The organism is Nocardia sp. NPDC005825 (assembly GCF_040630175.1).
In the GTDB taxonomy this organism is placed as follows: Bacteria; Actinomycetota; Actinomycetes; order Mycobacteriales; family Mycobacteriaceae; genus Nocardia.
The window spans coordinates 614,060-635,107 of record NZ_JBEXXC010000001.1 but is presented as its reverse complement, the minus strand read 5'-3'; the positions used below and the strand labels follow the sequence as shown (position 1 = coordinate 635,107).

General features: G+C 70.1%; 22 protein-coding genes. 11 read left to right on the top strand and 11 right to left on the bottom strand.

Annotation, left to right across the window (positions count from 1 at the left end):
• The first annotated feature begins 253 nt into the window (after positions 1-253).
• Together ABZ382_RS03010 and ABZ382_RS03005 are read left to right on the top strand one after the other, a co-directional pair.
• A complete protein-coding gene (locus ABZ382_RS03010; RefSeq protein ID WP_357083063.1) occupies positions 254-1,246 on the top strand; it encodes a heme o synthase in 993 nt (330 codons plus the stop codon).
• A gap of 104 nt (positions 1,247-1,350) precedes the next feature.
• A complete protein-coding gene (locus tag ABZ382_RS03005; RefSeq protein WP_357083060.1) occupies positions 1,351-2,223 on the top strand; it encodes an alpha/beta hydrolase in 873 nt (290 codons plus the stop codon).
• A gap of 138 nt (positions 2,224-2,361) precedes the next feature.
• On the opposite strand, the gene ABZ382_RS03000 is transcribed toward ABZ382_RS03005, so the two are convergent.
• From ABZ382_RS03000 to ABZ382_RS02990, 3 genes are all read right to left on the bottom strand, one after another.
• The gene (locus ABZ382_RS03000; protein ID WP_357083057.1) at positions 2,362-3,006 is read right to left on the bottom strand and encodes a dihydrofolate reductase family protein; all 645 of its coding nucleotides are present in this window, start codon (positions 3,004-3,006) and stop codon (positions 2,362-2,364) included.
• An 89-nt stretch (positions 3,007-3,095) separates the two neighbouring features.
• A complete protein-coding gene (locus ABZ382_RS02995) occupies positions 3,096-4,490 on the bottom strand; it encodes a hypothetical protein (RefSeq protein ID WP_357083054.1) in 1,395 nt (464 codons plus the stop codon).
• A 213-nt stretch (positions 4,491-4,703) separates the two neighbouring features.
• Positions 4,704-6,170, bottom strand: coding sequence for an FAD-dependent monooxygenase (locus ABZ382_RS02990; RefSeq protein WP_357083051.1), 1,467 nt, complete (start codon positions 6,168-6,170; stop codon positions 4,704-4,706).
• An 83-nt stretch (positions 6,171-6,253) separates the two neighbouring features.
• On the opposite strand from ABZ382_RS02990, the gene ABZ382_RS02985 reads away from it, so the two are divergent.
• Positions 6,254-6,859, top strand: coding sequence for a TetR/AcrR family transcriptional regulator (locus tag ABZ382_RS02985; RefSeq protein WP_357083048.1), 606 nt, complete (start codon positions 6,254-6,256; stop codon positions 6,857-6,859).
• Positions 6,860-6,867: 8 nt separating this feature from the next.
• Here the strand turns inward: ABZ382_RS02985 and ABZ382_RS02980 are convergent, their stop codons facing one another.
• Complete coding sequence (locus tag ABZ382_RS02980) at positions 6,868-7,833, bottom strand: quinone oxidoreductase (protein WP_357083045.1); 966 nt, start codon at positions 7,831-7,833, stop codon at positions 6,868-6,870.
• A gap of 108 nt (positions 7,834-7,941) precedes the next feature.
• Between ABZ382_RS02980 and ABZ382_RS02975 the strand changes: the two genes are divergently transcribed.
• A complete protein-coding gene (locus ABZ382_RS02975) occupies positions 7,942-8,292 on the top strand; it encodes a hypothetical protein (protein WP_357083042.1) in 351 nt (116 codons plus the stop codon).
• A gap of 41 nt (positions 8,293-8,333) precedes the next feature.
• Positions 8,334-9,044 (top strand): GntR family transcriptional regulator, encoded by a 711-nt coding sequence (locus tag ABZ382_RS02970; protein ID WP_357083038.1) that lies wholly within the window; start codon positions 8,334-8,336, stop codon positions 9,042-9,044.
• Between the two features lie 67 nt (positions 9,045-9,111).
• Here the strand turns inward: ABZ382_RS02970 and ABZ382_RS02965 are convergent, their stop codons facing one another.
• Together ABZ382_RS02965 and ABZ382_RS02960 are read right to left on the bottom strand one after the other, a co-directional pair.
• Positions 9,112-9,561 carry a PTS glucose transporter subunit IIA gene (locus ABZ382_RS02965; protein WP_357083035.1) on the bottom strand — a complete coding sequence of 150 codons (450 nt, stop codon included), beginning with the start codon at positions 9,559-9,561 and terminating at the stop codon, positions 9,112-9,114.
• 5 nt (positions 9,562-9,566) lie between these two features.
• Complete coding sequence (locus ABZ382_RS02960) at positions 9,567-9,797, bottom strand: PTS glucose/sucrose transporter subunit IIB (RefSeq protein ID WP_357083032.1); 231 nt, start codon at positions 9,795-9,797, stop codon at positions 9,567-9,569.
• Positions 9,798-9,889: 92 nt separating this feature from the next.
• Here ABZ382_RS02960 and ABZ382_RS02955 point away from each other — a divergent pair, with 92 nt between their 5' ends.
• The 5 genes from ABZ382_RS02955 to nagB are packed head-to-tail and all read left to right on the top strand — an operon-like array spanning position 9,890 to position 15,017.
• Positions 9,890-11,179: a PTS transporter subunit EIIC gene (locus ABZ382_RS02955; protein WP_357083029.1), complete on the top strand. Its 1,290-nt coding sequence runs from the start codon at positions 9,890-9,892 to the stop codon at positions 11,177-11,179.
• The gene (locus ABZ382_RS02950) at positions 11,176-11,439 is read left to right on the top strand and encodes an HPr family phosphocarrier protein (protein ID WP_357083026.1); all 264 of its coding nucleotides are present in this window, start codon (positions 11,176-11,178) and stop codon (positions 11,437-11,439) included. Before ABZ382_RS02955 ends, ABZ382_RS02950 begins: the two co-directional genes overlap by 4 nt.
• Positions 11,429-13,084: a phosphoenolpyruvate--protein phosphotransferase gene (gene ptsP / locus ABZ382_RS02945; RefSeq protein WP_357083023.1), complete on the top strand. Its 1,656-nt coding sequence runs from the start codon at positions 11,429-11,431 to the stop codon at positions 13,082-13,084. The genes ABZ382_RS02950 and ptsP overlap by 11 nt, the downstream gene beginning before the upstream one ends.
• Positions 13,081-14,247 carry an amidohydrolase family protein gene (locus tag ABZ382_RS02940; protein ID WP_357083020.1) on the top strand — a complete coding sequence of 389 codons (1,167 nt, stop codon included), beginning with the start codon at positions 13,081-13,083 and terminating at the stop codon, positions 14,245-14,247. Before ptsP ends, ABZ382_RS02940 begins: the two co-directional genes overlap by 4 nt.
• Positions 14,235-15,017 carry a glucosamine-6-phosphate deaminase gene (gene nagB, locus ABZ382_RS02935; RefSeq protein ID WP_357083017.1) on the top strand — a complete coding sequence of 261 codons (783 nt, stop codon included), beginning with the start codon at positions 14,235-14,237 and terminating at the stop codon, positions 15,015-15,017. Before ABZ382_RS02940 ends, nagB begins: the two co-directional genes overlap by 13 nt.
• A 3-nt stretch (positions 15,018-15,020) precedes the next feature.
• Here nagB and ABZ382_RS02930 read toward each other — a convergent pair whose 3' ends face one another.
• A complete protein-coding gene (locus ABZ382_RS02930; RefSeq protein WP_357083014.1) occupies positions 15,021-15,413 on the bottom strand; it encodes a limonene-1,2-epoxide hydrolase family protein in 393 nt (130 codons plus the stop codon).
• Between the two features lie 173 nt (positions 15,414-15,586).
• Here ABZ382_RS02930 and ABZ382_RS02925 point away from each other — a divergent pair, with 173 nt between their 5' ends.
• The gene (locus ABZ382_RS02925) at positions 15,587-16,459 is read left to right on the top strand and encodes a class I SAM-dependent methyltransferase (RefSeq protein WP_357083011.1); all 873 of its coding nucleotides are present in this window, start codon (positions 15,587-15,589) and stop codon (positions 16,457-16,459) included.
• 91 nt (positions 16,460-16,550) lie between these two features.
• On the opposite strand, the gene ABZ382_RS02920 is transcribed toward ABZ382_RS02925, so the two are convergent.
• From ABZ382_RS02920 to mptB, 4 genes are all read right to left on the bottom strand, one after another.
• A complete protein-coding gene (locus ABZ382_RS02920; RefSeq protein ID WP_357083008.1) occupies positions 16,551-17,528 on the bottom strand; it encodes a heme A synthase in 978 nt (325 codons plus the stop codon).
• Between the two features lie 74 nt (positions 17,529-17,602).
• Positions 17,603-18,385 carry an ABC transporter permease gene (locus ABZ382_RS02915; protein ID WP_357083004.1) on the bottom strand — a complete coding sequence of 261 codons (783 nt, stop codon included), beginning with the start codon at positions 18,383-18,385 and terminating at the stop codon, positions 17,603-17,605.
• Entirely contained in the window at positions 18,382-19,314 is a 933-nt protein-coding gene (locus tag ABZ382_RS02910) for an ABC transporter ATP-binding protein (RefSeq protein WP_357083002.1), read from the bottom strand. Before ABZ382_RS02910 ends, ABZ382_RS02915 begins: the two co-directional genes overlap by 4 nt.
• The gene (gene mptB, locus ABZ382_RS02905) at positions 19,311-20,993 is read right to left on the bottom strand and encodes a polyprenol phosphomannose-dependent alpha 1,6 mannosyltransferase MptB (RefSeq protein WP_357082999.1); all 1,683 of its coding nucleotides are present in this window, start codon (positions 20,991-20,993) and stop codon (positions 19,311-19,313) included. The genes ABZ382_RS02910 and mptB overlap by 4 nt, the downstream gene beginning before the upstream one ends.
• Positions 20,994-21,048 lie beyond the last annotated feature (55 nt).

The following is a 21,048-nucleotide window of genomic DNA, read 5'->3' as shown; positions in this document are numbered from 1 at the left end:
CGGTTCGATCCGGGTGCGACGCGGCCGCACCGATCTACAACCACCCTAAAGGGCGGCGTTTCGTGCTCGAACGGGAACCCGCAATCCCCGTCGGCCGTGTCGTTGGTTCGTGGCGTTTCGCGGACCTGTTCGTGACTACCCGGTGTACGCGTCGCGAACCGGTCTCGGTGCGCGTCGAGGTGGACCTGGTCGGGAGCATGGTCGGCGTGGGTCTACCATGCTCTGTAGTAGTCACGGCGTGCGAGGAGAAACAGTGGGGATTGGGCAACAGCCGGGTGGCGCTCACGGCTCCTCCGGGGCGGTGCTCGCCGACCGTGTCACGGGCAGCGGCCCGATCTCGGCGGCGACCAGGCGAGTCCTGGCCTACATCGCGCTCACCAAGCCCCGGGTCATCGAATTGCTGCTCGTCGCAACGATTCCCACCATGCTGCTGGCGGACCGCGGCAATGTCGACATCCGCCTCATCCTGGTCACCCTGTTCGGCGGCTGGATGGGCGCGGCCAGCGCCAACACCCTCAACTGTGTCGCCGACGCCGACATCGACAAGGTGATGAAGCGGACCTCCAAGCGTCCGCTGGCCCGCGAGGCCGTCCCCACCCGCAACGCGTTCGTGTTCGGCGTCACCCTCGGCCTGGCGTCGTTCGCCTGGCTGTGGTGGCAGGCCAACCTGCTCTCCGGCGCGCTGGTCGTGGCGACCATCCTGTTCTACGTCTTCGTCTACACCCTCGGCCTCAAGCGCCGCACCTCGCAGAACGTGGTGTGGGGCGGCGCGGCGGGCTGTATGCCAGCCCTGGTCGGCTGGTCCGCGGTCACCGGCACTATCGGCTGGCCCGCCATCGTGCTGTTCCTGGTCATCTTCTTCTGGACGCCGCCGCACACCTGGGCGCTGGCCATGCGGTACAAGGAGGACTACAAGGCCGCGGGCGTCCCGATGCTCCCGGTCGTGGCCACCGAGCAGACCGTCACCCGGCAGATCGTCCTCTACACCTGGGCGACCGTACTGGCCACCTTCGCCCTGGTCCCCGCGGCGGGCGTGATCTACGCCGCGACCGCGCTGGTCGCGGGCGCGTGGTTCCTGCTGATGGCGCACCAGCTGTACTCCGGTGTCCGCAAGGGCGAATCGGTCAAGCCGCTGCGACTGTTCCTGCAGTCCAACAACTATCTGGCCGTCGTGTTCTGCGGTCTGGCGGTGGACTCGGTGCTTGGCTGGAACACCGTCGGCCACACCCTCTTCGGCTGGTCCTGACCGTTTCCGGCCCGAATCGGGCACGCGTGTCGATTCAGCCTGTCGGCGTTCGATGAGAAGGTAGGGCGGACCCGCCGCCCTCGCCCGAGAGGAACGACCGCCTGATGACCGAACACGTTCTGGCCTTGCCCGACGCCGACCTCGCCTACGATCTGCTGGGCCCCGCCCCGGCCGAGAGCGCGCACCGGCCGCTGCTGATGATCGGCCAGCCCATGACCGCGGAGGGTTTCGCGGCGCTGGCAGCGTATTTCCCGGACCGCACCGTGATCACCTACGACCCGCGCGGGCTCGGCCGCAGCGTCCGCACCGACGGGCGCTCCGACAACTCGCCGACCGTCCAAGCCGAAGACCTCCACGCCCTGCTCACCACCCTGCAGGTGGGCCCGGTGGACCTGTTCGCCAGCAGCGGCGGCGCGGTCACCGCCCTGGCCCTGGTCACCGCCCATCCGGGCGCCGTGACCACGCTCGTCGCGCACGAGCCCCCGATCATCACCGTGCTGCCCGACGCCGAGGCCGCCGCCCGCGCCCAGGCCCAGGTCCGCGACGCCTACCAGGCGAAGGGCTCGTTCGCGGGCATGGCCGCGTTCATCGCCCTGACCTCCTGGCAGGGCGAATTCACCGACGCCTACTTCGCCCAGCCCCCGGCGGATCCGGCGATGTTCGGCATGCCCACCGAGGACGACGGCACCCGCGACGACCCGCTGCTGTCCGACGCGTCCTGGGCCATCACCTCCTACGTCCCCGACGCCGCCGCGTTGCGGGCCGCGCCCACCCGCGTCGTCATCGCCGTCGGCGAGGAATCCGCGGGCACCTTCACCGCCCGCACCGCCGAGGCCACCGCGGCCCTGCTCGGTTCGGACCCGGCCGTCTTCCCCAGCCATCACGGCGGTTTCACCGGCCCCGACTCCGGCTACCCGGGCCAGCCCGAGCCGTTCGCCCGGCGACTGCGCGAGATTCTCGACACAGACCAAGCTTGACCCGCATGATTCCGTCGTGACCTCTCGGTCCCATTGGCGGACCGGTGGTTTCGGCTCCGGCGCTCGGGGAGCTGTGTGGTTCCTCGAGCGACCGGAGTCGAACTCCCATGAGCCGCGCCTTCATCGGCGGGCAGGGAGCTAGGACGTCTTGGTGATCCAGACGTGCGTGACCGCCGCGGTGGCGAGCATGTCGCTGACCCGGTAGCCGGGCAGGGTGCCGAGGTTGTCGAACAGCCGCTCACCCGTGCCGAGCAGCGTCGGGACGATCGTCATGTGCAGGTCGTCGATCAGACCGGCGGCGAGGAAGGCGCGCACCGTGCTCGCCCCGCCGCCGAGCCGCACATCCTGCCCCTGCGCCGCCTCGAACGCCTGCGCCAGCACCTGTTCGGGGGTGCCGGAGACGAAGTGGAAGGTGGTGCCGCCCTTCATGGGCAGCGCCGGGCGCGGGTGATGGGTCATCACGAAGGTGTCGTGGTGGTAGGGCGGGTTGTCGCCCCACCAGCCGGTCCAGGAGTGGTCGGGCCACTCGCCGCGGACCGGGCCGAACATATTGCGGCCCATGATGGTGGCGCCGATATTGACGTCACCGGCGGCGAGGAAGTCGTTGTCGGGTCCGGCATCGCCGCCGGGCTCGCCGATCATCTCGTGGCCGTAGCGGGTGCGGAACACCCAGTCGTGCAGGCGTTCTCCGCCGACCCCGAGGGGCGTGTCGGGGCCCTGATCCGGGCCGGCGGCGAAACCGTCCAGGGAGACGGCGTAATTGTGGACGCGGAGCTTCGGCATGGCGCGAGCCTCTCGGGGGAGGGGGCGGCGGGTTCCGCCCCTACCCTCTCATCGAACGGTGATCCGCTCGATCGACACGACCGACCGGATCAGCGGCAGGGCTGCAACGGGAAGCAGGCGGGCGGCACCGTGGTCTTGGGCAGCGTGGGATCGGCGGAATGCCCGGACGTCGGGGCGTCGACGACGGACGAATGGGTCGGCTGCGGCTGTTTGTCCGGGGACTTCGTCGGAGTGCTCCCGCCGCCCACGCAGGCGACGGCGATCAAGAGGATGACCAGGGCCAGCAGCAGTCCGCCGAGGATCGGCAGGTCGCGGCGGCGCTTGCGGCCATCCCCGCTCGGCTGCGGCTCGTTCCAGCCGGGGAACCGGTCGCGTTCCTGCTGAGCGGTCGGCACCGACCATTGCGGGGGACCGGACTGGGCGGGCTCGGGCCGGGTTTGAGGACCCGCGCCGATACCCGGCCGCGGCGGTGACGCCGGCGGCTGGGCCTGCGGCGGTCCCGCCGGTCGTCCGGCCTGCGCCGCGCCCGGAATGGGCGTCGCGGGCGGCGGGGTGCGGCCGGGTCCCGGCTGCGGATCGGAGGTGCCCGCGAGTGCGCGGTAGGCCCGCTCGGCGGCGGTGGCGGAGGTCGCGCCCGCGATGGCGGCGCCGACACCGGGACCGCGCCCGGCGGCCGGTTCCGGTTGCGCCACAGGACGATCGCCCGACCGGGGCGAGGCGCCGCTCCGGGATTCGGCGCTGCCGTGCCCGGTCGCGCCGGGCTCCCGCTTGGACAGCGGGGGTCTGGTGTCCTCGGGGGTGGACGCGGCCGACGGCACCGAGGGCACCATCACCTCGGTGGGCCGGTTCGCGAACGGCAGCGGTGCGTCGCGCGCGGAGTCCGGCACCGGGAAGCCCTCCGACACCAGGTCGGAATAGGTTGCGGCGGCGGCGAACCCGAGCGCGCCCAGCGCCTGCCCGACCTGGGCGGCGTGCCACGACGCGGGCGCGCCCTCGGCGAGCGAGGTGAAATAGGCGCGCAGCGAGGACGGGCCGTCACCGATGAGTACGTCTATACCCGTTGGCAGATCGCCCTTTTCCAGCTTGACCCGGCTGCCCAGCTGCGGAACCAGCAGCACCAGCCCGCTCACCGGCACCGCCTCCCGGCCGGGGGCCGAACGCAATTGCTCGGCCAGGTCCATGGTCTGGCGGTGCACCCCGTCGAGCGGATCGCCGTCGCCGTCGATCGGTGCGGGTTCCCCGTCCACGGTCCACGGCTCGTCCTGCGCGCACGACAGCGTCCCGGTGACCCGCTCGGTGAATCCGTGCACCCCGACCACCACACAGGTCTGCGGCGTCCACACCACCACATCGGCGTCCTGGCACTGCACCACGGCGATTCCGGGCACGGCGTGCGGCCCGCTCCAGGATTTGAGCCAGTTCACCACGGTGCGCTCGGTGCTCGACAGCCGCGACGGGTCGTCGTTACGGACCTTCACCAACATCCCAGACCACCTCTGACCGATGCGCCTCTACCTGCCGGCCGCCCGAACCCTCGCCGCGACCACCTTACGGGGTCGCGACTCCCTCGCGTGGCCGAAAATGTTCGGTCCGGGCGAATCGTCTTGCGCGGCAGCATGATCATTCTGCACGGTTCACGCGACTCCCGGGTTCCCAGGGGTTGCACAGCTCGGAGCCGGGAACCCGGGACGCGCGAGCTACCGCGCGGTAGCGGCGTCGGCGGCGCCGAGGTGGCCGTCGGGGCGGACGATCACCCAGGTGCCGTCGGCGGCGTCGTAAGCGCGTCGCGCGTGCCCGTCGGCATCGCTGAATTCGCCTTCGACCAGCGCGGTTTCGGTTCCGACCAGGCGCACGGTGCGCAGGTCGGTCACGGGGGAGCGGTCCGGACCGCCGGTCGTGTCCCGCCCGAAGACCAGCAGGGTGGCGTGCGGACCGCGGAACAGGTCGAACAATCGGACGGTCTTGCCGTTCGCGTCGGTCAGCGGCGCGTCCGGTGCGCGGTCCCCGGGCCGCACTCCGGGTGAATTGTCCTGAGCGTCCCGATAACTGATGTCGAGCTGATGGGTGCCCTCCCGATCCATGGCGTCCGGATCGCCCTTCACCGTCTTGTCGAGCAGCTCCGAACTCAGGCCCAGCACCCGCGCGGCCACCGCCCGCCGCTCGGTCTCGTAGCTGTCGAGCAGGGCCTCGGTCGCGGCCCCCGGATCACGCAGCGCGGCCGCGAGTTTCCAGCCGAGGTTGTAGGCGTCCTGAACGCCGGTATTGAGCCCCTGCCCGCCGGTGGGCGGATGCACGTGCGCCGCGTCCCCGGCGAGGAACACCCGCCCGGACCGATACCGCTGCGCCAGGCGGACATTCGGCCGCCACACCGTCGACCAGCTGAGGTCGCTGAGCACGATGTCGTCGCGGCGCGACCGGCGCGTCACATGCTCCTGCAATACCTCCAGACCGGTCCCGGAGTCGGCGTCGAGTCCGGTCGCGAACTGGAACTTGCGCCCGCCCGGCAAGGGCATCAACGCGATTCCGTCCATCGGGGAGTCGGAATCGGCGAACCAGTAGCCCACCGAATGATCGAGCGCGTCCGCGCACACATCCCCGAGCAGCAGGCGAATCGATTCGTCGGTGACGCCCTCGAACGCGATCCCGAGCGCCTTGCGCACGGTGCTGCGCCCGCCGTCCGCGCCCACCAGGTACCCGGCTCGCACCCGCTCGGTCACGCCGTCGTGCTCCAACGTCACCGTCACCCCGTCCGCGTCGGCGCTGAAATCGACCAGCGCCGTTCCGGATTCGACCCGCACCCCGAACTCCGCCAGCCGCTCGCGCAGCACCCGCTCGGTGTCGGCCTGGGCGAGCACCCACGGATTCGGGTGCGGCACATCGGCGGTGGGCTCGCGCCACGCGCTCATTCGCCGCTCCATCACGAATTCCCCGTCCAGGTGGACCAGCAGCGGGGCCTGCGGCGCGCCCTGGGCGAGCACCGCGTCGAGTACGCCGAGATCGTCGAAGACCTCGAGGGTGCGCGGCTGCAACCCGTCCCCGCGCGATCCGGCGAAGAACTCCGCGGCACGGTCCACGATGCGCACCGCCACCCCGCGCCGCGCCAGATCGATGGCGAGGGTGAGTCCGGTCGGCCCGGCTCCCGCAATGATGACCTGCGGATTCATGATAACTCCAATACTGAATACAAATTCACTGAACGTGAATTCAGTATTCTGGGTGGTACCTTCCGCTGTCAAGGAGGTGGATCGTGGCAGCACGCCGCAGTGAGAGGTCGGCCGAGACCGAGCAGGCGCTCAAAACCGCCGCCCGGCGGCTGTTCGCCGAGCGCGGCTACCTGAACACGAAGATCACCGACATCACCGCAGCGGCCGATCGCGCCGCGGGCTCGTTCTACAACCACTTCGCGAGCAAGGAAGAACTGCTCCAGTCGCTGTTGAAGGACCTGGCCGACGAGAGCGACATCTCCGCCGCCGATCCCGCGCACATCGCCGACTTCACCGACCCGGCCGCGGTGCGCTACCACATCGCGAGCTACTGGGCCTTCGCCCGCAAGAACTGGCCGGTGCTGCGCGCCGTCCAGCAGGCCGCCCTGGTCAACGACGACTTCGCCCGCATCGCAACGCGTTTCGCGACCGAACAGCGCGACGAGGTGGCCGACCATCTCGACGGCTTCGGCCCGTCGGGCCCGCGCCTGCCGGGCTCCGCCGACGCGAGCCTGTCCATGATGTTCGCCTCGGCGATGGGTCTATTGCAGGCGGTGGAGGAGGGCGGCCTGGCGCTCACCGACGAGCAGGCCGTGGACGCCCTCACCCGATTCGTCTACCGCGGCCTCACCGGCCGCGATCCCGACTGACGAGAACCTCAGGGCACCAGCACGATCGAGCCGGTGGTCCGGCGACCCTCCAGGTCCCGATGCGCCTGCTCGGCGTCGGCGAGCGGATAGCTGCCGCCCACCCGCACCCGCAGCGTCCCCTCGGCGATGGCGTTCATGATATCGCCTGCCCGCCACAGCAATTCGGCCCGATCGCGGGTGTAGTGCACCAGCGTCGGCCGGGTCACGAACAATGAGCCCAGCGGATTGAGCCGCTGCAGGTCGAACGGCGGCACCGGCCCACTGGCCCCGCCGAACAGCGCCACCATGCCCCGGATCCGGGTCGCGGCCAGGCTGGATTCGAAAGTGGACGCGCCGACCCCGTCATAGGCCGCGGCCACGCCCTCCCCGCCGGTGAGTTCGCGGGCGCGCGCGGCGATGTCCTCGTCGTAGCGCAGCACCTCGGCGGCCCCGGCCTCGCGTGACAACTTCTCCTTGTCGTCGGTGGACACCGTGGTGATCACCCGCACCCCGCGCGCGCTCAGCAGCTGGGTCAGGATCAACCCGACCCCGCCCGCGCCCGCGTGCACGAGGACCGTCTCGCCCGGCTCGGGCCGGTAGATCGACTCGATCAGGTAGTGCGCGGTCATGCCCTGCAGCAGCGCCGACGCCGCCACCGGCGGGTCCACCCCGTCGGGCACCGGAATCGCCACGGCCGCAGGCACGACCACCAGTTCGGCGTAACTGCCCGGCGCGGCCGCCCACGCCACCCGGTCCCCGACCCGGAAGTCGGTGACGCCGTCGCCGATCGCCTCCACCACGCCGCTGCCCTCGGCACCCGGGATGTAGGGCACCGGCTGCGGGTAGCGTCCGGTCCGAATGTAGGTGTCGATGAAGTTGATTCCGATGGCCTGAGTCCGCACCAGCAGCTGTCCGGGACCCGCCTGCGGGTCGGGCACCTCCACCAGCCGCAGGACCTCGGGACCGCCGTGCTCGGAAACCTGGATGGCGCGCATGCCGACCAGTCTGACACCGGCCCGGAATCGGTGTGCGCGGCGGCACGCCGAGTGTGAGATGCACGGCGGTCCATGGACGCTGATTTACCGGTGGGTAAACTGCGACACATGAGCGCTACCGCCGCCCCGGCACCCGAGAAGCTGTCGCCGTCCGTCGTGGATTCCGTCAAGGGATTCGTGGCCGAGCACGGCGGTTCCGCGACCGCGGTGCTGCAGCCCATCGGCCGCATCGGCGTCCGTGTCACCCTCGTCGGCGCCGACGGCGTGCTGGGCGACCGGGTCGTCGGCTCGCTGGAGTCCGCCAAGTCCCTCGTCGAGACCGTCGACGGCCTGACCGAGGCCGACGAATGGGACCGCGAGCTGATCTCCAAGGTGACCCCCGCGAAGGGGCACTGGGCCAAGATGGCGGGCTGGGTCGCGCGTCAGAAGCGATTCCCCAAGGCGCGCAACGAGAAATGACCGCGCCCGCAGCAGGCGGGGGCGGAAAGGACCGGAACGACGTGCCGGGTCGGGTGACCAAGCAGGCGCAGTTGCGGTCGGCCCTCACCACCCTGTGCGCCACCCTGCGTCCCGGTGAGATGCTGCCCAGCGAACGCCAGCTCTGCGACGACTATCGCGTCAGCCGCATGACCGTGCGTGAGGTGCTGGGCCAGCTCGAATCCGAGGGCGTCATCACCCGCGTCCCCGGCAAGGGCACCTTCGTGGCCGAACGGGTGGCCCGATCGCGGCTGCACATGGCGTCGTTCACCGACGACATGCGCCGCCTGGGCCGCACCCCCGGCACCGTGGTGCTGCACACCGATTACGCGGTGCCGCCCGCCGCCTCGGCGAGCGCGCTGGGGCTGGCGGTGAACACCAAGGCCTATCACCTGGTCCGGCTGCGGCTGGCCGACGGCCTGCCGATGTCGATCGACGACGGCTGGTACCGCGTCGATCTGCTGCCGGATCTGCTGGATCACGAACTGACGCAGTCGCTGTACGCGTTGTTCTCGCGGGAGTACGACTGCCCGATCGACCGGGCCGAGCAGAGCGTGCGCGCGGTGGCCGCCGACGAGCGCCACGCGGGCTGGCTGGGCACCGAAACCGGTTCCCCGCTCCTGGCTTTCGACCGGATCTCGTACTCGCGCGATCGGGCCGTCGAGCACGCGCAGTCCTGGTACCGGGCCGACCGCTACCAGGTGTACATGACCGTCTCGGCCGAGGACGTCTAGCCGCCCGAAGCCCGGAAACGACTGAGCCGCTGCCCCGTCCGGGACAGCGGCTCGTGTCGTAACGGGATCAGATGGTGAAAAGAACCGCGCCCGTGGCGATCTCACCGGCGACGACCCCGTGGGCAGAACCGGGGGTGCTGTCCATGACCACCACCGGCACCGCGGCGCTCAGGCCCAGGCGGCGAACCGCGTTGGGGGAGAAGGTGATCAGCGGATCGCCCACCTCGACCCGATCGCCCTCGGCGGCCTTCACCTCGAACAGATCCGGTTTGCCGACGGTGTCGATGCCGACGTGCAGCAGCACGCCGGTGCCGTCGGCGGTCACGATGACCGCCGCGTGCGGGTGCAGTTTCACGATCGATCCGGCGACCGGGGCGACCACGGTGGTGGCGGCATCGGTGTCGGGGGGTTCGATGGCCGCGCCCGCGCCCACCATCTCCGCGGAGAAGACCGGATCGGGAACCTCGGACAGGGGCATGGAGCGGCCGGTGAGCGGCGCGAGAATCTCGGTGCTCATGGCTGTCAGATCATGTCGTTGATGTCTTCGGCGAGCGCGTCGGCGGTGGGTCCGACGACGACCTGCACCGCGTCGCCCATCTTCACGACGCCGTGCGCGCCGGCGGCCTTGAGCGCCTTGTCGTCGACCTTGCCCGCGTCCTTGACCTCCACGCGCAAACGGGTGATGCAGCCTTCCACCTCGACGATGTTGTCGGCGCCACCCAGGCCCGCGATGATCTGATTCGCTTTCGACATATTTCCTCCGTGCGTGTCGAGTAGACAAAGCTGGTTATAACCAGTATATGTCTGGTTATAACCAGTGACGCTAACTGATCTGAGGACCCGCCATGGCCGATTCCGCCGCCGAGAGCTCTCGTAAGAAGCTCGATCTATCCGGACTGCAGAAGCTCGGCCGCAGCTTGATGCTGCCGATTGCCACGCTACCTGCCGCGGGCCTGTTGTTGAGGCTGGGACAGGACGACATGCTCGGCCGATTCTCGCCCCTGCACTCGGTCGCCGCGGTGCTCGCGGGCGCGGGCGGGACCCTGATCGACAACCTTCCACTGCTGTTCGCGGTGGGTATCGCCATCGGCTGGGCGAAGAAGTCCGACGGGTCCACCGCACTGGCCGCGGTGGTCGGATACCTCGCCTTCGCCGGTGTCCTCAAGGCCATGTCGCCGGTGGTGCTGGATGGTAGCTGTGGTCCGGTGCTGGGCTGGTTGTTCCGTGCGGCGCACTGGGATTGCCCCGTCGTGGCCGACATGGCCACCGCCAAGGCCTCACAACTGGTGAACTTCGGCGTCCTCGGCGGCATCGTCATGGGTCTGACCGCGGCCTCGCTGTGGACCCGCTTCCACCGCACCCAGCTGCCCGACTACCTCGGCTTCTTCTCCGGCCGTCGTCTGGTGCCCATCCTCACCGCGTGCGCCGCGGTCGTCATCGGCGTGCTCATGTCGTTCATCTACCCGGCCTTCAATGCCGCGCTCACCTGGCTGGGCACCACCGTCGCCGACAACTCGGTCGCCGGCGGCGGCGTGTTCGGCTTCGCCAACCGCATGCTGCTGCCGCTGGGCCTGCACCACATCATCAACTCGGTGGTGTGGTTCGTGATCGGCGACTACCACGGCACCCACGGCGACATCCCGCGCTTCCTCGCCGGCGACCCGTCCGCGGGCACCTTCATGACCGGCTTCTTCCCGATCATGATGTTCGGCCTGCCCGCCGCGGCCATCGCCATCTGGCGGCACGCGCGCCCGGAGAACCGCAAGATGATCGGCGGCATCATGCTGTCCACCGGTCTGACCGCGTTCCTCACCGGAATCACCGAGCCGCTGGAGTTCTCGTTCATCTTCGTGGCGTGGCCACTGCTGCTGATCCACGCCCTCTTCACCGGATCCGCGCTGGCGCTGACCAACGCGCTGGGCATCCACGACGGGTTCACCTTCTCGGCCGGCGCCATCGACTACCTGCTGAACTTCGGCAAGGCCACCCATCCGCTGCTGCTGATCCCGATCGGACTCGGGTACGCGGCGCTGTACTACGTCACCTTCAGCTTCATCATCAAGCGCTGGAACCTGCCGACACCCGGCCGGGAACCGGACGAGTCCGAAATCGAGAAGGAGAACATCGCAGCATGATCACCCGAACCGCCGTCATCGCCTCGAAGACCGGACTGCACGCTCGGCCCGCTGCCCTGTTCGCCAAGGCCGCCGGGGAGGCCGGTGTGCCCGTGAAGATCTCGAAGGAGGGCAAGGATCCCGTCGCCGCCAACTCGCTGCTGCAGATCATGACCCTCGGCGCCGAACAGGGCGACACCGTCACCCTGCACGCCGAGGAAGGCTCCGAGGCGGCCCTCGATAAACTGGTCTCGATGCTGGAGACAGATCTTGACGCGTGAGGTGCGCGGCGTCGCCGCCGCCCCCGGGATCGCGATCGGATCGGTGAAGTGGCTGGCCGCCGCGCCCGTCACCAGCCCGGACGACGCACCCGGGAGCGACGTCGAGGCCGAGATCGCCCGCGCGGAAACCGCTTTCGAGACCGTCGCGGGAAGGTACTCCGCGCAGGCGCTCGCGGCCGCCGGGCCCGCGGCCGACATCCTGTTCATGACCTCCGCGCTGGCCGCCGACCCGGCCCTGCTCGACCAGGTGCGCGCCGAGATCCGGGGCGGGACGCCGACCGCGCACTCGGTCACCCGGGCCGTCGCGCACTTCGGGGAACAGCTGACCGCGCTCGGCGGGATGATGGCCGAACGGGCCTCGGACCTGCGCGACGTGGGGCAGCGGGTGGTCGCCGAACTGCTGGGTGTGGATCCGCCCGGAATCCCGGACAGCACAACGCCTTTCATTCTCGCCGCCCAGGATCTCGCGCCCGCCGACACCGCGACGCTGGATCCGGAGCGGGTCATCGGACTGCTCACGGTGGCGGGCGGGCCGACCTCGCACACCGCGATTCTGGCCAAGGCCCTGGGCATTCCGGCCGTGGTCGCCGCACCGGAGGCGGTCGGGATCGCGGAGGGCACGGAGATCGTGCTGGACGGAACCGCCGGTGTGGTGGAGCTCGAGCCGAGCGCGGCCCGCCGCCAGGAAGTTTCGGCATTCCGGGCGCGTCAGGCGGACGCGCCGACCGGTCCGGGCCGCACATCCGACGGCCACCCGGTGCCGCTGCTCGCCAATGTCGGCTCGGCCGCCGATGCGCTGCTCGCCGTCGAACTCGGGGCCGAGGGCGTCGGCCTGTTCCGGACCGAATTCCTGTTCCTGGACCGGAAATCCGCGCCCACCGTGGCCGAGCAGACCGAGCGGTACGCGGAGATCTTCCGTGTGATGGGCGACCGGCCGGTGATCGTCCGGACCCTCGACGCGGGCTCGGACAAGCCGCTGCCGTACCTCGACCTGCCGGACGAGGAGAACCCGGCGCTGGGCGTGCGCGGACTGCGGTTGAGCAGCGTCGATGAGGGGACGCTGCTCGGCCAGCTGGCCGCGATCCAGGCCGCGGTCGAGCAGACCGGGACTCCGGTCAAAGTCATGGCGCCCATGGTCGCCACCGCGGAGGAGGCGGCCTACTTCGCCGCCCGCGCCCGCGCGGCCGGACTCGAGACACCCGGCATCATGATCGAGATCCCCGCCGCCGCACTGCGTTCCGAGCAGCTCGGGGCGGAGGTGGAGTTCTTCTCCATCGGGACCAACGATCTGTCGCAGTACCTGTTCGGCGCGGACCGGATGTCCGCGGCGGTGGCGGCGCTGCACGATCCGTGGCAGCCCGCGCTGGCCGCGACCATCGCCCTGGCGGTGGCCGGGGCCGCGAAGCAGGGCGTGAAGGTCGGCGTCTGCGGGGAATCCGCGTCCAATCCCGACTTCGCCTGTGTGCTGGTGGGTCTCGGGGTGGAGACGCTGTCCATGGCGCCGCGCTCCCTCGCCGGGGTGCGCGCCCGGCTCGCGTCGGTGACCAGGGCCAGATGTGAAGCCGCCGCGGCCGCGGTGGTGTCGGCCCGGACCGCCGCGGACGCCTTATCGGCCGCGCGCGCCGCCCTGGGGGCGGATACGTGAGGACCACCCTGCGCGGCCGGGTCGTCACACTCACCGAGGTGGGCGAGCTCGCCGACGGGGTGGTGTCGTTCGACGGTCCTTTTCTCGACTATGTCGGTCCGGCGGCGGAATTCGACGGTGAGCTGCCGGAGAACGATGACCGGTCGCCGATCATCCTGCCGGGGTTGATCGACGTGCACTGCCACGGCGGCGGCGGATTCGGCTTCCCCGAAACCGATGCCGCGGGCGTGGCGGCGGCGGCCCGTTACCATCGCGGGCGCGGCACCACCACCCTGGTCGCCTCGTTGGTGTCGGCCACCGAAGCCGAACTGCGCGACCGCATCGACGTGCTCGGCACCGCCGTGGACGCGGGACTGCTCGCCGGAATCCACCTGGAGGGCCCGTTCATCAGCGAGCACCGGCGCGGGGCCCACGACCCGGACCGCATCGTGCCCGGTGATCCGGCATTGCTGGAGCGGCTGCTCGACTACGCGGGCGGGCGGATCCTGTCGGTGACCGTGGCCCCGGAAACCGCCAACTTCGACAAGGTCGCCAGCGTACTCGCCGACGCGAATGTGATTCTCTCCCTGGGGCACACCGTCGCCGACTACGCGCGGTCGGTGCACGCGCTGCGGCGCGGGCGGCGGGTGTCGATCACCCACCTGTTCAATGCCATGCCCGAGTTGGCGCACCGCGACGCCAACTTCCTCACCGCCGCCATGGCCGCCGCCGGACGCGGGGACGTGGTGGCCGAGGTGATCGGTGACGGCGTGCATCTGGCCGACGGGGTCGTGCGCATGGTGTTCGACACCATCGGCCCCGACAATCTGGCCCTGATCACCGATGCGATGGCCGCCGCGGGCCAGCCCGATGGCCGCTACCAGTTGGGCAGTCTGGATGTCGTCGTGAAGGACGGCGTCTCCCGCATCTACGACCCGCACGGTGAGGGGCCGATCGCCGGAGGCACCGCCACCGCGTCGGATGTCCTGCGCCGCACCGTCTTCCAGGCCGGTGTCGATCTGACCGCGGCCGTGACCGCCGCCTGCGCCACCCCCGCCCGGCTGCTCGGCCTGGCCGGGGACCTGGGCGCGCTGTCGGCGGGGATGCGCGCCGACCTGCTGGTCACCGACCACTTCCTGGACCCCGTAAGGGTGTACAAGAACGGAGCGATATGGAACTCGTGATCACCGACAACGCCGCCGAGGCGGGTGTCCTGGCCGGCCGCATCATGGCCGACCACGTCCGCCGCGGAGCCCGCGCCATCGGTCTGGCCACGGGGTCCTCGCCGCTGGGCGCCTATCGGGAGCTGATCCGGCAGCACCGCGAGGAGGGGCTGAGTTTCTCCGGGGTGCAGGCGTTCCTGCTCGACGAGTACATCGGCCTGCCGCCCGGACACCCGCAGTCCTACCGTCGGTTCATCCGCGACGAGTTCACCGCCCACGTCGACTTCGCCGACGCCGACGTGCACAGCCCCGACGGCAATGCCGCCGACATCCCCGCCGCCGCAGCCGATTACGAGCGCGCCATCGCCGCGAATGGCCCGATCTCGGTGCAGATCCTGGGCATCGGGGCGAATGGCCACCTCGGCTTCAACGAGCCCGGCTCCTCGCTGCGCTCGCGTACCCGCGTGAAGACCCTGACCCCGAAGACCCGCGAGGACAATGCCCGCTTCTTCGACGACGACCTCGCGCAGGTGCCCACCCACGTCCTCACCCAGGGCCTCGGAACCATCAGCGACGCGGACCATCTGCTGATGATCGCCACCGGCGACGGCAAGGCCGAGGCGGTCGCCGCCGCCGTGGAGGGCCCGGTCTCGGCGTTCTGCCCGGCCTCGATCCTGCAGATGCACCCGCACGTCACCGTCATCGTCGACCCGGCCGCCGCGGCGAACCTGAAGGCCGTCGACTACTACCGTTTCGCGGTCGCGAACAAGCCCTCCTGGCAGAGCTTCTGACCGTCAGGCGCCCGCCTGCATGGCGGCGAACGGGGCCATGTCGAAGTAGTCCCGCCACGCCGCGATCTTCCCGTCGCGCACCTCGAACACGCCGGTGACCGGCAGCTCGACCTTGTTGTCGCCCAGGCTGAATCGATCCGTGCGCTCGTTGAGCACGATGTTCCCGGTGACGGCCTGATGGTGGATCGAGAATTCGATCCCGCCGAACGCGCCGATGAACCCGCGCAGGAACTCCAGGATCGCGGCCTTGCCGACGAACGGATCCATCGGAATGTTGTGGTACACCGCGTCCTCGGTGAAGAACTCCGCGATGGATTCCGGTGTGCCGGTGAGCCATTCGGCGCACAACGCGTTGACGACCTCGGCGGGGGACTGGCTGGCGTGTTCGATGCTCACTGCTTCGGGAGACCTTTCCTGCGACGGACCTGACCTACAGCAGCCAAACTCCCGCCCCACCCGGGCACTGTCAACCCTCATCTCGCCGTGAGACGCCACTCCATCCCCGTCTCATCGACCGGTCCCCGGCCTGCCGCTGCCCGAAATCGCTCCCCACCGCCAATAATGATCTCGTGACCGAGCGCGCAGCGAGCCGCACCGCCATCCTGGTCTGCCAGGGCCGGGCCGTCGCCGACGGCCGACTGGGTATCGGCCGATTCTCCGACCCGATCGCCACCGAACTCCTGACCGACGACGAACGCGGCCTCGTCACCCTCGTCCGATCCGGCGCCGTCCCGGCCGCCTTCGGTCCCCACATGGAATACGAACTCCTCTCCGCCACAGCCGAAGTCATGGCCGTCCGCACCATCGCCATCGACGACGCCCTACTGGCCGCCGCCAACCCTCAGCTCGTCATCCTCGGTGCAGGCCTGGACGCCCGCGCCTGGCGCATCCCCGACCTGCGCGGCACCCCCGTCTTCGAAGTCGACCACCCGGCTTCCCAAGCCGAGAAGCGTGCCCGCCTCGGCGACCGCCGATCGATCGCCGACCTCCACTTCGTCGCGGTCGACTTCGCCGAGGACTCCCTCCCCGCCGCCCTGGCCGCCGCCGGCCACGACGACTCCGTCCCCACCACCTGGATCTGGGAAGGCGTCGTCCCCTACCTGACCCCGGCCCAGGTCACCGACACGGTAGCCGCGATCGCGCAGTGCAGCGCCCCCGCCAGCCGCCTGATCATCACCTACCCCACCCCCAACCGCGTCTACAAATACGGCCGCAAGGCAATGCAACTACTGCTCACCCTCACCGGCCGCCCTAATCCCATGGCCCACGAACCCCAACGCTCCACCTGGACCCCCCACGCCCTGGCAACCCTCCTCGCGACCCACGGCTTCACCGTCACCACCGACCGAGACCTCGAATCCCTCGCCGTGGAAGCGAATATCGAGGGCAAACACCGCTCCCTCCGAGCCGACGGCCACATCCTCACCGCCGACCGCACCTGACGTCGAGCGCCTGGTCGACGAAGCCGCCCGCTCGCGCCGACCGCCATCAACTCGAGGTCGGAGCGGCACTCGGCCACTTCCTGTGCTGAAACTACGCGGCGGCGTGACCCACGGCCGCGGGAGCGGTCGACGTCAGCGGTTCGCGGGTGCGCATGGCGGCCCACAGTGCGGCGGTGGCGGCGACGCAGGCGGCCGCCCCGCCCACGTGGAAGGCGACCAGTACGGCGGGAACGTGGGTGAAGTACTGGACGATGCCGACCAGGGCCTGCGCGCACACCAGCGAGATCACCAGGATCATCCGGTTGCGGAGGGTCTTGTTCATCCCGATCGCGGCGAGGCCGCAGGCCAGACCGACCAGCAGGGCGAGATAGGCGACGAGCAGTTCGGCGTGCAGGTGCACGAGGGTCACGATCTCGACCTGGAGTCGCTCGACCGGTTTCTCGACGCTCTTGTCACCGGCGTGCGGGCCGGCGCCGGTCACCAGGGTGCCCGCGATCAGGGTGGCGGTGAGCGCGACACCGCTCAGCGCGGTGAGCAGTCGCAGCGGCCGCGGCACCCGCACGGTGTCGATGCCGTCGTCGGGTTCCCCGACCTTGGCCCACAACAGCGTCGCCAGCCACACCATCAGCATGGACGCCAGCAGGTGCACCGCGACGGTCCACCACAGCAGTCCGGTGCGCACGGTGATACCGCCGATCACGGCCTGCAGCACGGTGCCGCCGGGCATCAGCCACGCGTAGACCAGCACCTCGCGCCGCCGCCGCGCCCGGGTGACCGCGAGCACGATCGCCGCCGCGGCCAGCGTCACCACGAAAGTCAGCATGCGATTGCTGAATTCGACGACCTGATGCACCACCGGCACCTCGGCCACCGCGGTCGGCACGAAGCTGCCCGGGAAGCACTGCGGCCAGGTGGGGCAGCCCAGACCCGACGCGGTGACGCGGACGACCGCGCCGGTCACCGAGATTCCGGCCTGGGACAGGATGACCAGGAACGCGATGAGCCGCTGCACCCGCAGGGAGGGCATCGGGAACAGGTCGGCAAGTCGCTGGAAGGCGCGAGACAGCACGCACCGATCGTAGCGGGGGCCTATAGCGGCCCGTCACCCGCCCTACTACAGCGTGTCGTTAAACACGCTCGGACTCAATCGAACTTGAAGAATCGGGTGGCCAGCCACCCCGCGAGACCACCCCAGCCGGCGAGCACCGCCAGCCCGTACCAGTCGACGCTGGTGCGCATCGCCCGATCCAGGCACTCCGACAACGCGCCCGAGGGAATGATCCGCGCGATCACGCTCACCGCGCGCGGCAGATCGTCGGACATGAACACCAGGCTCGCGGTCCCGAGCATCACGAACCACAGGATGTTGGCCAGCGCCAGCACCACCTCGGCCTTGAGCGTTCCGCCCAGCAGCAGTCCCAGCGCCGCGAAGGTCGCGGTCCCGAGCCCGATCACCACCGCCCCCAGCAGCAGCCCGGCCAGCGACGGCCGCCAGCCCAGCGCGGCCCCGATGCCGCCCAGCAGGATCGACTGCAACACCACCACGATCAGCACCGCCGAGCACTTGCCCGCGACGATGCCCCACCGCGGCAGCGGAGTCGCCCCGAGCCGCTTCAACGCCCCGTATCGCCGATCGAATCCGACGGCGATGGCCTGCCCGGTGAACGCGGTCGACATGATCGCCACCATCATCACCGCGGGCACGACCCGATCCACCCGATGCTCGCCCAGCCCGCTGACCGGCAGCAGCGTCAGCCCGATCAGCAGCGTGATCGGAATGAACATGGTGAGCAGCAGCTGTTCCCCGTTGCGCAGCAACAGGATCAGTTCCATGCGCGTCTGCGCCGCCAGCATCTTGGCGCGTGTGGTCGGCTGCGGCGCGGGGGAGAAGGTGCCCGCCGCGAATCGGTTCTCGGTCTCGGTCACCCGCGCAGCTCCCGCCCGGTCAGTTCGAGGAACACGTCTTCCAGCCGGCGCTGGTCGATGCGAATGTCGGTGGGCAGCACGTCGATTCGCGCGCACCACGCGGTCATGGTGGCCAGCACCTGCGGGGTGATGTCGCCCTGCAGCAGGTAGGAGCCGGGCGCGGTCTCGCGCGGGGTGAAGCCTTCCGGCAGCGCGGCTTCCAGCAGCGACAGGTCGAGTTTCGGGGGCGCGGTGAACGCGAGCCGCCCTTCGGCGCCGTGTGAGGTGACCTCCGCGGGCGTGCCCTGGGCGACGACCCGCCCGTGGTCGATGATGACCAGCTGGTCGGCGAGCTGTTCGGCCTCGTCCATCATGTGCGTGGTGAGCAGCACGCTGACCCCGTCGCGGCGCAGCGCGTCGATGAGCTCCCACACCAGATGCCGCGCCTGCGCGTCCAACCCGGCGGTCGGCTCGTCGAGGAACACGATCTCTGGCCGCCCGACCAGCGCGCACGCCAGCGCGAGCCGCTGCTGCTGCCCGCCCGATAGTCGCCGATACGGTGTCCGCCGAGCGTCCTTGAGCCCGAGCGTGTCCAGCAGCCAGGCCGGGTCGAGCGGATTCGCGGAGTAGGACGCGACGAGATCGAGCATCTCCCCGGCCTTGGACCCCGGATACGCGCCGCCGCCCTGCAGCATCACACCGATGCGCGGTCGCAGCTGATCGGAATCGGCGATCGGGTCGAGCCCCAGCACCCGCACGCGCCCGGCGTCGGGGGACACGAACCCCTCGCACATCTCGGTGGTGGTCGTCTTGCCCGCCCCGTTGGGTCCGAGCAGGGCCAGCACCTGCGCGCGTTCGATGTCGAAGCTGATGCCGTCGACCGCGGTGGTCTCGCCGTAGCGTTTCACGACGCCGTCGACGCGTACGGCGGGTCCGGATGCTGCGGTCACGAGGACACACCGTAAGGCGTGGGCTGCTGTGACCGAGCCGACACCCCCGGCTGATTGCGCCACGGCAGCACATTTCGGGTGAGGAAGATCAGGGAGCCGCCGACGATCAGGGTGGCGATGGCCGATTCGACGATCTGGAAAACGTAGAAGTCGGCGCCGCGCGGCATCACCATCACGGAGACGATCACCGACAGGACGACTGCGGGGACCCGGAAGGCGGGGCGGTTCGCCCACGCGGCGAGGGGGACGATCGCCCACAGTAGGTACCAGGGTTGAACGACCGGGAACAGCAGCACGATCGCGCCGAGTGAAACACCCAGTGCGCCGATCGGATTCAGACGTCCGGTCCAGGCGGCGATGAGCATGCGCAATGTCACGAAGCCCGCGACGGATTCGGCGATGGGCCGGGTGATGTCGAGCAGTGCGGTGGTGTGGTCGCCGAGACCGAGCAGTACGCCACCGAATCCGGTGATGATGCCGATGGCCGTCGGCAACGACAGGTAGCTGCGCACGGCGGTCGCGGTGCCGACGGTATTGACCCAGCCGAATCCGAGCCCGCTGGCGTAACTCACGAACAAGGTCGTGGCCACGGCGACCGCGCCGAGGACAGCACCCGCGAGCAGCACCTGTTTGAGCCCGCGCCCCCATCGCCGGGCCAGTGCCATGCCCACGAATCCGAGGCACACCAGCGAGGTGATCTTCACCGCCGACGACAGCGTGATCACCACGGTGCCGAAGATCAGCAGCGCCCACGCCCGCCGATCGAATTCCGGTGAGTCGTCGATGGCCCGCAGGCAGAACTCCAGGCCCGCCAGCATCAGCCCGAGCATGAGCGCGTCATTGTGCACGCCTCCGACCAGGTGGAACAGCACCAGCGGGTTGACCGCGCCCAGCCACAGCGCGCTCACCGGCGCGACCCCGCAGCGGCGTGAGAGCCGCGGCAGCGCCCACACGATCAAGGCGACGCCCGCCAGCGCGAGCGCCCGGTGCAGCCACACGCCGAGCACGATGTTGTCGCCGGTGATCTGCGCGATCCCGCGACCCATCCAGAGGAACAGCGGCCCGTAGGGCGCGGCGGTGGACCGCCAGATATTGGGCACGTTGTTGGTCAGCACATTGTCGAGCCCGAGCCCGTCGACCGGACCGACCGAATAGGGGTCCAGGCCGCGGTTCGCGATCTCGCTCTGCGCCAGATACGAATACACGTCATTGCTGAACATGGGCGGCGCGACGCTGAGCGGAATGATCCACAGCAGCAGCGTCCGATCCATCTGCGACCGGCTGAGCCGGTGCCGCGGATCCCCGCCCCACCCGCCGACCGCGAAGCGGCCCAGCAGTAGCCACGCCATGATCACCAGGACGGTGCCGATCATGCACATGGCCAGCGTGGATGTGCCCGCGCGGGCGAAGAAACCGAGCACCCGCAGCCCGGAGGTCGGGTTCTGATGCACCGGCTGCGCGCCGACACCGAGTGCCGAAATCGCCATGATGACCGCGCCGGTCGCGCCGAGCAGCCGGATTCGCATCAGCTGCAGGGTTTCTCGCCGGTCCAGGCCGGGCACGTCGTGGTCGACGCTGTGCAGCACGGCGACGGTGTGATCGGCGGCAGGGACGTCCAGGCCCAGGGCCCGGCGTCCGATATCGATGACTCTGCGCCCCGCGCCTTCCACTACCGCCACAGGACCGAAGCCTAGTCCGGAGCCGCGGGTCGGACGCCGATCGCATGGCCGTAGC